The sequence below is a fragment of the Nocardiopsis sediminis genome (assembly GCF_042650565.1).
GTDB classification, from domain to species: Bacteria; Actinomycetota; Actinomycetes; order Streptosporangiales; family Streptosporangiaceae; genus Nocardiopsis_B; species Nocardiopsis_B sediminis.
In genome coordinates, this window is record NZ_JBHSBH010000015.1 from 1,097,597 (window position 1) to 1,108,798 (window position 11,202).

Annotated in this window: 10 protein-coding genes; 8 read left to right on the top strand and 2 right to left on the bottom strand. The window is 70.3% G+C overall.

All coding sequences use genetic code 11. The annotated features are described in order from the left end of the window. The first annotated feature begins 118 nt into the window (after positions 1-118). Positions 119-973 (top strand): DUF4097 family beta strand repeat-containing protein, encoded by an 855-nt coding sequence (locus ACFOVU_RS27395; RefSeq protein WP_378538176.1) that lies wholly within the window; start codon positions 119-121, stop codon positions 971-973. Further along, the gene (locus ACFOVU_RS27400; RefSeq protein WP_449289744.1) at positions 970-2,376 is read left to right on the top strand and encodes a helix-turn-helix transcriptional regulator; all 1,407 of its coding nucleotides are present in this window, start codon (positions 970-972) and stop codon (positions 2,374-2,376) included. The genes ACFOVU_RS27395 and ACFOVU_RS27400 overlap by 4 nt, the downstream gene beginning before the upstream one ends. 762 nt (positions 2,377-3,138) lie before the next feature. On the opposite strand, the gene ACFOVU_RS27405 is transcribed toward ACFOVU_RS27400, so the two are convergent. Beyond that, positions 3,139-4,107, bottom strand: coding sequence for a zinc-binding dehydrogenase (locus tag ACFOVU_RS27405; protein ID WP_378538177.1), 969 nt, complete (start codon positions 4,105-4,107; stop codon positions 3,139-3,141). Between the two features lie 283 nt (positions 4,108-4,390). Between ACFOVU_RS27405 and ACFOVU_RS27410 the strand changes: the two genes are divergently transcribed. Together ACFOVU_RS27410 and ACFOVU_RS27415 are read left to right on the top strand one after the other, a co-directional pair. Next, entirely contained in the window at positions 4,391-5,287 is an 897-nt protein-coding gene (locus ACFOVU_RS27410; protein ID WP_378538179.1) for a helix-turn-helix domain-containing protein, read from the top strand. Between the two features lie 12 nt (positions 5,288-5,299). Then, a complete protein-coding gene (locus ACFOVU_RS27415; RefSeq protein ID WP_378538180.1) occupies positions 5,300-5,500 on the top strand; it encodes a DUF397 domain-containing protein in 201 nt (66 codons plus the stop codon). A gap of 100 nt (positions 5,501-5,600) precedes the next feature. Here the strand turns inward: ACFOVU_RS27415 and ACFOVU_RS27420 are convergent, their stop codons facing one another. Beyond that, positions 5,601-6,779 (bottom strand): NAD(P)-dependent malic enzyme, encoded by a 1,179-nt coding sequence (locus ACFOVU_RS27420; protein WP_378538182.1) that lies wholly within the window; start codon positions 6,777-6,779, stop codon positions 5,601-5,603. A 386-nt stretch (positions 6,780-7,165) separates the two neighbouring features. Here ACFOVU_RS27420 and ACFOVU_RS27425 point away from each other — a divergent pair, with 386 nt between their 5' ends. The 4 genes from ACFOVU_RS27425 to ACFOVU_RS27440 all read left to right on the top strand — a co-directional run bounded on the left by ACFOVU_RS27425 (position 7,166) and on the right by ACFOVU_RS27440 (position 10,608). Next, entirely contained in the window at positions 7,166-8,104 is a 939-nt protein-coding gene (locus ACFOVU_RS27425; protein WP_378538183.1) for an ABC transporter substrate-binding protein, read from the top strand. Positions 8,105-8,183: 79 nt separating this feature from the next. Further along, positions 8,184-9,083 carry an amino acid ABC transporter permease gene (locus ACFOVU_RS27430; protein ID WP_378538241.1) on the top strand — a complete coding sequence of 300 codons (900 nt, stop codon included), beginning with the start codon at positions 8,184-8,186 and terminating at the stop codon, positions 9,081-9,083. Between the two features lie 131 nt (positions 9,084-9,214). After that, positions 9,215-9,967: an amino acid ABC transporter ATP-binding protein gene (locus ACFOVU_RS27435; protein ID WP_378538242.1), complete on the top strand. Its 753-nt coding sequence runs from the start codon at positions 9,215-9,217 to the stop codon at positions 9,965-9,967. A 146-nt stretch (positions 9,968-10,113) separates the two neighbouring features. Next, the gene (locus tag ACFOVU_RS27440; protein ID WP_378538184.1) at positions 10,114-10,608 is read left to right on the top strand and encodes a GNAT family N-acetyltransferase; all 495 of its coding nucleotides are present in this window, start codon (positions 10,114-10,116) and stop codon (positions 10,606-10,608) included. The last annotated feature ends 594 nt before the right edge of the window (positions 10,609-11,202 follow it).

An 11,202-nucleotide genomic window follows, 5' to 3' on the forward strand; every position in this document is an offset into this window, starting at 1 on the left:
CTATGCGGCCCTCCGGGATACCCCCGATGCACCCCCGAATCATCGCGACATATCTTGAAGTCCGCCCACTCGCGACATATCGTGATTCTCATCAGAACCGCGAACCGAAAGGGATCCGATGGCGCGATGGACCATCGACCAGCCGACGACGCGCACACTCGACGGGATCGTGGCCCTGCGCGTGCGCATCATCGGCGGCCACGTCAACATCCTCCCCACCGATGATCCGGTGACCTTCGAGGTCTCCGACATCGTCGGGCAACCCGTCCTCGCCACCCAGGAGGCCGGGATCCTCACCATCACCTATGAGGACCTGACCGGCAGCGGACTGCTCGACCGCCTCTGGCCCATCCAGCTCTCGGGCTACCTCGGCGTGGCCCGCCGCTCCGCCACCATCGGCGTGCGCGTCCCCCGCGACTGCCCGGTGGAGGTCACGACCCTGTCCGCACCGGTCGTGGCCGCAGGGCTGACAGCCAAGACCCAGCTGCGCACCACCTCCGGTGACATCACGGTCGACGACCTGAGCGGCGAGGTCGACGTCAACACGGTGTCCGGCAACCTCGCGGCGCGCGGCCTCAACGGCGGCCTGCGGTTCAACAGCGTCCGCGGGCAGGTCGCCGTGGCCGGGGGGCGGCTCGCCGACTTCTCCGGCAAGACCGCCTCCGGCCAGCTCCTCGCCGATGTGGACCTGGCGCCGTCCGCCCGGGTGCGGCTGGCGTCGATCTCGGGCGAGATCGCCCTGCGCCTGCCGGCCGAGACGTCGGCGGCCGTCGAGCTGCGCTCGGCCTCGGGGCGGCTCGACTCCGCCTTCACCCTGGACCGGCGCGACCTGCGCGGCCGCAGCCACCTCAGCGGCAAGATCGGCAGCGGGGTCGACCCCGCGAGCGTCACCACCACGACCGTCTCGGGCACGACGTCCCTGCTGCGGCGCTCGCCCGACGCACCCGCCGCCATCCCGGAGGGCACCCGATGAGCACCATCTTCGGCCACGGCCGCCTGCGCCTGTACCTGCTCAAGCTGCTGGACGAGAGCCCGCGGCACGGCTACGAGATCATCAGCCTGCTCCGCGACCGGTTCCTGGGCGTCTACTCGCCCTCGCCCGGGACCATCTACCCGCGCCTGGCGCGGCTGGAGGAAGAGGGGCTGGTCACCCACGAGGAGGTCAACGGGCGCAAGGTCTACCGCCTCACCGACAAGGGGCGCGAGGAGCTGCGCAGCCGCGGCAAGGACCTCGACGACCTGGAGCGGGAGATCACCGATTCGGTGCGCGACGTCGCCCGCGCGGTCAAGGAGGACGTCCGCGACACCATCAGCTCACTCCGCGAAGAGCTGAAGTTCACCGCCGGAGGCGGACGCCGCTCGGCCCGGGGCGAGACGGGCAAGGCCGCGACGCCGCCGCGCGGCGAGGGCACGGGCGCATCCGGTGCCGCGGCCGGCTCAGCCGAGGGCGCCGATGCGGACGCGGCGGGCACGGCGGGCACCGGAGAGCCGGGGCCCTCAGTCGGCGACTCCGGGGAGGGCACCAGGGGCGACGGCAAGGACCGTTCCGGTTCATGGTGGGAACGCGACTGGGAGCGCTTCGCGCACGGCTTCGGCGCCCTGGGCGGCGTCTGGGCGCGGCGCGGGTCCGATGAGCGCCCGGAGTTCGAGCAGGCCCTGCGGGACTTCTCCGAACGCGTGCGCGACGTCGTACGCGAGGCGGGCCACGTCGGCGAGTCCGCGGCCAACGACCTGCGGCGGATCCTGGACGACACCGTCGACGTCATCCGGCGCGACATGAGCACATGGGGTCCGCGGGGCTCCGACGAGCGCCGGGACGGCTCGGACACCGCAGGAGAAGAAGCAGGCGCGGAAGGCCCGGCCGAAGGGGCTTCCGGCGCGGCCGAAGGGGGCTCCGGCCCGGCCGGCGACCGCCCGTCCACCGGGACAACGGGCGACCCGTGGGCCGCCGCCACGGACGAAGCGAAGGCCCCGGGCACCGGCCCCACCGAGACCGGGCCGCCGGCCAACGGCGACCCCTGGGCCACGGCGACCCGCGAGGACGGCCCGGCCGCCGACGGAGGCGAGGACACCGGGAAGCCGCAGAGCGGACCCGCCACAGATACCGGCGACGAGCAGAAGCCGGAATCGAAGCCGGAGCCCGAGGCGAAGGCGGAGCCCGGGCCGGAAACCGGAACCACCCCCGAGTCCCGACCGAAGCCGGGCACGGAATCCGAGACGGGGCCGGAACCGGACGCCGACGAAGGGACCGCGGCCACCCCGTCGGGCAACGGCGGCGACCCGTGGGCCACCGCGACGCACGAGGACGGACCGGACTCCGGCCCATCAGAGCCGGGCGCCGACCCTGACCAGGGCAACGGCGACACCCGCCGCTGACCCACGAACACGATGGGCGCCACCCCTGAGGGGCGGCGCCCATCACCATGTCGAGGGTGGATCCGGCCGAGTCCCCAGGCCCGATGGCCGCTGTCCCGATCGCTTGCCCGCGGGCCGCCTGACCGGCGGCGGACCGCGAAACACCACGATCTCATCGCGGGCACCAGCGCCCCTCCCCGCGCCATCAGGGGAGACCCCGAACCGGTTGAGCGAGTGGACGTTCGCCGGCCGCGTCCGCCCCTCCCCACGTGAGGGATAAGAAGAGAGCCCTCAGATGGGCATGCAGAAAGATTCGGGAGGATTGCGCTCACTCACGCCGCGGTCTCTTCGCCGAGAACGGCGCGCGTCAGCCGGTCCTGGGCGCGGCGGCGCCACCTGGGACCCGACTAGGCACTGATCGGCCGATCCCTCAGACCCCATGCCCACAACCCCGGCCACCCGTCCACGGGCGACCAGCCCAGCGGACGGACCGCTCGGCAGGCGCACCGCCGGTCACCGCGTCCCCCAAGCCGGGACCTCCAGGTGGATGCCCGGCAGCGGGCCCGATGGCCGCCTGCGGCCATCCGCCCCTTGGGATGTGCGCCACCCACGGCACGGGCGGGGCGGGGGCCGCCGGAAGGGGAGGGTGGTCGGGCCGGGGGCCACGGCGTTGCTGATGTCCGGGCACCCCGTGTCCGGTTCCGGCCCCGGGCCCTTCCGCCCTTGCGGCGGACCCGAACACGGCTCAACCAGAGGGCCGCAATTCGCGGCGCGAGCGGGCGATCACACCGTGAAGACCACCTTGCCGAACAGCTCGCCCTTCGCCATAGCGGTGAAGCCCTCCTCCGCCCTGGCCAGGGGCAGGACCCGGTCGATCTCCGGGCGGATGCCGGTGCGGGCGCAGAGTTCGGCGAGGCGGCGGAGCTGGTCGCGGGTGCCCATGGTGGAGCCGACCATCGACAGCTGGAGGAAGAACATGCGGGTGAGTTCGGCCGACGGTGCGTCGCCGCTGGTGGCACCGCAGGTGACGATCCGGCCGCCGGGGCGCAGGGACCGCACCGAGTGGGGCCATACGGCCGCGCCGACGGAGTCGAAGACGGCGTCCACCTTCTCGGGCAGCCGCTGCCCGGACTCGACCGCCGCGTAGGCCCCGAGGCGCAGGGCCTGCTCGCGCTTGTCCTCGCTGCGGCTCGTGGCGTACACGCGGTGGCCGGCCGCGCTCGCGAGCCGGATCAGTGCGCCGGCGACCCCTCCGCCCGCACCCTGCACCAGGACGGTGGAGCCCGGTTCGAGGCCGGCCTTCTCGAACAGCATCCGGTAGGCGGTCAGCCAGGCCGTGGGCAGGCAGGCGGCCTCTTCGAAGGAGAGCTCGGCCGGCTTGGCGACCAGGTTGCGCCGGGGTACGGCGACCTTCTCGGCGAACGTGCCGTCGTGCACCTCGGAGAGCAGAGACCTTCGCGGGTCGAGGGTCTCGTCGCCGCCGACGGCGTCGGGGTCGCCGATCACCGCGTGCACGATGACTTCGCGGCCGTCCTCGTCGATGCCTGCGGCGTCGCAGCCGAGCACCATGGGCAGACGGTCGGCGGGGAGCCCGACCCCGCGCAGGCTCCAGAGGTCGTGGTGGTTCAGGGCCGCCGCCTTGACGGTGACCGTGGTCCAGCCCTCCCCCGGCCGGGGATCGGGGCGTTCGCCGGCCTGGAGGCCGGATACCGGGTCGTCCTTATCGATGCGCGCTGCGGTGATGGCGAACATGGCACCGACACTAAACGAGCCGGAGTGGCAAGCCGCACACCGACCCGGGGGCGCGGCCCCGATGATCTGCGGCGAGCGCCCCGCAAATCCATGTGATCATATAACCACGTTGGGTAAGCGCCGGTGTTCGCAGGGTGGATCGCGAACGTGCGTTCCACTCGGCGACACCACCCCCTCTTAATCTCCCCCGCGCAATTGCACCGCAGAAAAACGGCAACTCGGTTATCGAGTAGCCTTCTCCCGGTTCTCGATTCGGCCTCTCCCCCCGGAAAAGGAGGCTCCAGTGGCTGTAGCCAACAACCCAACCGTCCGCCGACGTCGCCTTGGTGTTGAATTGCGACGTCTGCGCGAGAACGCCGGAATGACCGGAGAAGAAGCCGCCGAGCGCATGTCGTGGTCGGGCAGCAAGCTGTCCCGCATCGAGCGCGGCCAGGTCGCGACCAACTCCGACGACGTCCGTGACCTGCTGGAACTCTACGGCGTCAGCGACCCCGGCCTGCGCCAGACCCTCGTGATGCTCGCACGGGAGTCGCGCAGGCGCGGCTGGTGGCACGTCTACGGCGATGTCATGCCCGAGCGCTTCGAGGTCTATCTGGGGCTCGAACCGGAGGCGAGCACGCTCCGCTTCTATCAGTCCCAGATCGTGCCGGGCCTCTTCCAGACCGAACCCTACGCACGCGCCCTCATGGGCGCGCACCCGGCACCGGTCAGTAGGGAGGAGATCGACCGCCGGACCGAGCTGCGGACCCGGCGGCAGGAACTGCTTCTCGCCGAGGACCCGCCGGACGTCTGGGTGGTCATGGACGAATCGGTGCTGCACCGCTGCGTCGGGGGGCGCGGGGTGATGGCCGATCAGCTGGCTCATTTGCTTGAACTGGGCGAACGATCCCATATCACCGTACAGATCGTTCCCTTCACCACAGGAGCCCATTCAGGCCTCAACGGGTCGTTCGACATCTTGGAGTTCACCGAATCGGATCTGTACGCACCGCGGCTCGTCCATTTGGAAAATCTCACGAGCAGTCTCTACATAGAAAAGGCGAAAGAGGTCCGTGTATACACCGTCGCCTTCGAACACCTGCGCACCGCGGCGCTGCATCCGGAGAGGACACGGGAGGTCATCAGTGAGGTGGAGCAGTGCCTGCGTCGCCGGGAGGAAGAGGAACCAGATGAGAAATGAAGGAGGCGCGGCATGGCCGCGAACGATCCGCAGCGTCCTACGTGGCGCACGAGCTCCTACAGCGGCACTGGTGGAGGGCAGTGCGTGGAGGTCGCGGAGCTGAACACGGGCGTCGGGGTCCGCGATTCGAAGTCCCCGGACGCAGCGGTACTGAATTTCCCCCATGGTGCGTGGGCGGCCTTCATCCGGGCCGCCGCACGCCGCCGCCTCTGAGACGAGGGAGCCGGAGGGCCCCCGTCAGATGGTGATCCGGAGCGGGAGAACCCCGCTCCGGACCGACTACTAAGAATGACCGTATGACTACGTTCGGGGATTACGCCCGGGCCACGCCGTCCTTGCGGGCCTGCTCGGCCACCGCGGCCGAGACCGCCGGAACGACCCGCTCATCGAAGGTGCTCGGGATGATGTAGTCGGCGGCGAGGTCGTCGCCCACGAGGTCGGCCAGTGCGTTGGCGGCGGCCAGCTTCATGTTCTCGGTGATGTCGGTGGCGCGGGCCTCCAGGGCGCCGCGGAAGACCGCCGGGAACGCCAGCACGTTGTTGATCTGGTTGGGGAAGTCGCTGCGCCCGGTGGCCACGACGCTCGCGTACTTGCGCGCCACGTCCGGGTGGATCTCGGGGGTGGGGTTGGCCATGGCGCAGATGATGGAGTCGGGGGCCATGGTGGCGACCACGGACTCCGGCACCTCGCCGGCGGACAGGCCGATGAAGACGTCGGCCCCCGCGAGCGCGGTCTCGATCGACCCCTGGAGCCCGGCGCGGTTGCTGATGGCGGCGAGCTCGGCCTTCACCGGGTTCAGCCCCTCGCGCCCGGCGTAGATGATGCCCTTGCTGTCGGCCACCGCGATGTCGCCGACCCCGCCGTCGAGGAGCATCTTGGTGACGGCCACACCGGCGGCTCCGGCGCCCGACACCACGACGCGCAGGTCGCCGAGGGTGCGGCCGGTCAGGCGGGCGGCGTTGCGCAGCGCCGCGACCGTGACGATGGCGGTGCCGTGCTGGTCGTCGTGGAAGACCGGGATGTCCAGCCGCTCGCGCAGGCGCTTCTCGATCTCGAAGCAGCGGGGGGCGGAGATGTCCTCCAGGTTGATCCCCCCGAAGGACGGGGCCATGCGCACGACGGTCTCGACGATGTCGTCGACGTCGGTGCAGTCCAGGGCCACCGGCACGGAGTCGATGCCGCCGAACTGCTTGAACAGCAGCGACTTGCCCTCCATGACCGGCAGGGCCGCCTCAGGGCCGATGTCGCCCAGGCCCAGGACGGCCGAGCCGTCGGTGACCACGGCCACCAGGTTGCTCTTCCAGGTATAGGTCCCGACCAGTTCGGGGGTTTCGGCGATGGCGCTGCACACGCGCGCCACACCGGGGGTGTAGGCGAGGGCCAGGCCCTCGTGGTCGACGACGTCGACCGTGGGGCGGACGCCGAGCTTTCCGCCCCGGTGCAGGGCGAACGCCGGATCCGCGTCGAGATGAGAGTGGGAATCGGTGGTCAACTCTTCAAACCCCTCGTCTAGGTGCTCGCCCGCGCCGGCCATGACGCGAACGGCCTGTGTACGAACAAAGGCAGCGCATGGGAGGACCCGAGGGTGCTAGGGGAACCCCTCCACACGGGCCCACCAGGGCCGGGATGATGGGGAGGGGGTGGTCTCCACGGGGGTTCGTATGCGAACCAAGCGCTGCCGTGAGCACGGGGTTGACCCGTTACAGAATCATCTCACAACGGTGACCACAGCAACATGCCGGGACGGGCACGATGTATCGTCCACCTTTCTTACGATATTTCGTAAGATGCGCCAAACCACCGATCAGGCGTAAGGCAGTGCCGGACCGACCACCCTACGGCCGCACGACACCAGCATGAAGGAGTACTGACGTGGTTGTGCCGAAGCACGTGATCCTGTCGGCCGCACGCAGCGGACGCCTCGCCTCCGCCGGCGCGATCGCCGCTGTGCTGGCCCTGACCGCCTGCGGCGGGGGCGGCGGAGAGGGCGGCGACGCCGAACCCGGAGCGGGCGCCACACCCCAGGTCGAAGCCGACCCCGAGCTGGCCGAGCTGGTACCCCAGGCCATCCGGGACGAGGGTGCCGTCCGCATCGGCACCGACGCCAGCTACGCCCCCGCCGAGTTCCTCGACACCGACGGCTCCACGGTCATCGGCTTCGACGTCGAGCTCTTCAACGCCGTGGCCGCCAAGCTCGACCTGGAGGCCGAGTGGGAGCCGTCCTCGTTCGGCACCATCGTCGAGGGCGTCTCCACCGGCACCTACGACGTCGGCATCTCCTCCTTCACCATCAATGAGGAGCGCCTGGAGCAGGTGAACATGGTGAGCTACTACACCGTGGGCACCCAGTGGTTCACGGCGGCGGGCAACCCCGAGGGCGTCGACCCCGACAACGCATGCGGTCAGAGCATCGCCGTGCAGGCCGACACCGTCCAGGTCGAGGACATCGAGGCCCGCAGCGCCCAGTGCGAGGAGGACGGCGAGCCCGCGATCGAGATCAACCAGTTCGAGGGCCAGGACCAGGCCACCGAGTCGATCGTCTCCGGGCGCAACGTCGCCGGCCTGGCCGACATGCCGGTCGCGGTGTACGCGGTCGAGCAGACCGGCGACCAGCTGGAGACCCTGGGCGAGCAGTACGAGGCCGCGCCCTACGGCGCGGTCGTGGCCCAGGACGACACCGAGCTGGCCGAAGCCATCGCGGCGGGCTACCAGTCGATCATCGACGACGGCACCTACGCCGAGATCCTCGCCGGCTGGAACCTGGACCAGCAGGGCACCCTGGAGACCGCCGAGGTCAACCCGAGCGTCGAAGGCTAGAGACTCAAGCGTGACAACCACCTCTGACGAGACCCGGCCGCCCGAGCCCCCGGCGGCCGGCCGCACCCCGCCCGACACCATCAAGGCCGTCCCGGTGCGCTACCCCGGGCGCTGGGCGGCCTCGGCCGTCCTGCTGGTCCTCGCCGCGATGTTCGTCAACATGCTGGTGACGAACGATGCGTTCCAGTGGCCGTTCCTGTTCGAGAACATGTTCGCGCCACCGGTGCTCATCGGGGTGCGCACGACCATCACGCTCGCGGCGCTGTCGCTGGTCATCGGCATCGTCCTGGGTATCGTCGTGGCCGTCATGCGGCTGTCGGCCAACCCGATCCTGGTCGGACTGGCCTGGCTGTACACGTGGTTCTTCCGGGCGGTGCCGCGGCTGGTCCTGTGCGTGCTCTTCGGCAACCTGGGCATCCTCTACACGACGCTGGAATTCGGCATCCCGTTCGACAACTACTGGATGCCGCTGCTCGGCCTCGAAGGCGACGCCCGGTTCTTCTCGGTCCCCATGAACACGCTGCTCACGGCGTTTATGGCCGCGGTGCTGGCCCTGTCGCTGTCGCAGGGCGCCTACATGGCCGAGATCGTGCGCGCGGGGCTGCTGTCGGTCGACAAGGGCCAGACCGAGGCCGCGCAGGCGCTGGGGATGAGCCGGGCCAAGGTGCTGCGGCGGATCACCCTTCCGCAGGCTCTGCGGGTCATCGTGCCGCCGACCGGCAACGAGGCCACCGCCATGCTCAAGGACACCTCGCTGGTGTCCGCCATCCCGCTCACGACCGAGCTGTTCTTCCAGCTCCAGGCCGTGGGCGCGCGGACGTTCAACCTCTTCCCGATGCTGGTCGCGGCGTGCCTGTGGTACCTGGCGATCACCAGCGTGCTGATGGTCGGCCAGTACTTCCTGGAGCGGTCGTTCAGCAAGGGCGACCGTCAGGCCCAGGCCGGGATCACGATGATGCGCAGCAAGGCGGGACATTGACACAGGACGCGAGCGGCCCCGTGGACAGCCGACGGCCCGGGATATCCGCACAGGACGCTGAGAAGCCGGTGGACGACCGGCAGACCGGGACCACCGTGCATGAGGCGACGCAGAACCCGGCGGGCGACCGCATGGTGGTGGCCGAGAACGTGCACAAGAGCTTCGGCCGGCTGGAGGTCCTGCGGGGCATCGACATCGAGGTGCGCCGTGGCGAGGTCATGTGCGTGATCGGGCCGTCGGGCTCGGGCAAGTCCACCTTCCTGCGGTGCGTCAACCACCTGGAGAAGGTCAGCTCCGGGCGGCTGTGGGTGAACGGCCAGCTCATGGGCTACCGCCAGAAGGGCGGCAAGCTCTACGAGCTGCGCGACACCCAGGTGGCGGCCCAGCGGCGCGGCATCGGCATGGTCTTCCAGAACTTCAACCTGTTCCCGCACATGTCGGTGCTCGGCAACGTCATGGAGGCGCCGGTCCAGGTCAAGGGCGAGAAGAAGGCCGAAGTGCGGGAGAACGCCCTGCACCTGCTGGAGCGGGTCGGCCTGGCCGACAAGGCCGCCTCCTACCCGCGCCAGCTCTCCGGCGGCCAGCAGCAGCGGGTGGCGATCGCCCGGGCACTGGCCATGCGCCCCGACCTGATGCTGTTCGACGAGCCCACCAGCGCGCTCGACCCCGAACTCGTCGGCGAGGTCCTCGACGTCATGAAGGACCTGGCCCAGGAGGGCATGACCATGATCGTGGTGACCCACGAGATGGGCTTCGCCCGCGAGGTCGGCGATTCGCTGGTCTTTATGGACGGCGGCGTCGTGGTGGAATCGGGGGCGCCCCACGACGTGCTGGGCTCGCCCCGGCACGAACGCACCCGGGCGTTCCTGTCAAAGGTCCTCTGAGGTCCTCTGACCTCTGGATTCGGTGGGGGCGGGCGGCCTGGGAACGGGCCGACCCGCCCCTTCTGCGCGTGCACTGCGTGCACCGCGCGTACCCGAACCTCCGCACCTCCGCAGACCCGCAGACCCGCACACCGAGGAGCAGCACCGTGATCCGTCCCGCCCGCCCCGATGACGTCCCGGCCATCCACCGGCTGGTGCGCGACCTCGCCGAGTACGAGAAGGAGCCGGAGTCGGCCAAGGCCACCGAGGCCGATTTCCACGCGGCCCTGTTCGGCGAGCACCCCGCGGCTTTCGCGCACATCGCCGAGCACACCGGGGACGCCGGCCCCGAGGTCGTCGGCTTCGCCCTGTGGTTCCGCAACTTCTCCACTTGGACCGGCCGCCACGGCATCTACCTGGAGGACCTCTACATCCGCCCGGAGATGCGGGGCCTCGGCTACGGCAAGGCCCTGCTCGCCGAACTCGCCCGGATCTGCGTGGAGCAGGGGTATTCCAGGCTCGAGTGGTCCGTTCTGGATTGGAATACGCCTTCGATCGACTTCTACCGCTCCCTGGGAGCGGTGCCCATGGACGAATGGACCGTCTACCGACTCCACGGGAACGCTCTGGCGGCTCTGGGGGCTTCCACACGGCGCTCGTAGGTCCCGTAGCTTCCACGCTCGCCCAGGAACGCGCGCCCCCTCAGGAAATCGATCGTCCGGCCTGGACTCAGTGCCCTTCCGCACCCCCGTTTGCCGGTATCCCAGTTTTCAGACCTAGCCGGTGCGCCTGTTCCGAGATCTCATCGAGATCTCATCGAGATCTAGAGGATTGCGGCGGGCAGCGAGGGCCGGTGGTGGGGAAGGCCGGGCAGGCGTTGGGGCGGTGGCGGGGGGTTGCTCTTCAGGCGGGCGGCGACGGTAGCGGGGAGTTGGGCCGGGCGTGGATTCCTCAGGGGGTTGCGGGGTCGGGGTTCAAGCGGGCAGCGACGGCGGGTGAGGGCCGGGCTGGGCGCGGACGGTCGGGGTGGGCTGGGGGCTGGGGTTACGGAGGGCAGCGACGGCGGTGAGGGGTTGGGTCGGGTGCAGATCTCTCGGTCGGGCTGGGGTTACGGAGGGCAGCGACGGCGGTGAGGGGTTGGGTCGGGTGCAGATCTCTCGGTCGGGCTGGGGTTGATGTTCAGGCAGGCGGCGACGGCCGGCGGTGGGGAGGGGTTCGGGGGCGGGTTTCGGGTTCGGGGGCGGGTTTCGGGTTCG

Bases quoted from the DNA above. Each gene is read 5' to 3' on its own strand.
- ACFOVU_RS27405 (WP_378538177.1), bottom strand. From the start codon at position 4,107: ATGTTCGCCATCACCGCAGCGCGCATCGATAAGGACGACCCGGTATCC.
- ACFOVU_RS27435 (WP_378538242.1), top strand. From the start codon at position 9,215: ATGGTGGTGGCCGAGAACGTGCACAAGAGCTTCGGCCGGCTGGAGGTC.
- ACFOVU_RS27395 (WP_378538176.1), top strand. From the start codon at position 119: ATGGCGCGATGGACCATCGACCAGCCGACGACGCGCACACTCGACGGG.
- ACFOVU_RS27400 (WP_449289744.1), top strand. From the start codon at position 970: ATGAGCACCATCTTCGGCCACGGCCGCCTGCGCCTGTACCTGCTCAAG.
- ACFOVU_RS27415 (WP_378538180.1), top strand. From the start codon at position 5,300: ATGGCCGCGAACGATCCGCAGCGTCCTACGTGGCGCACGAGCTCCTAC.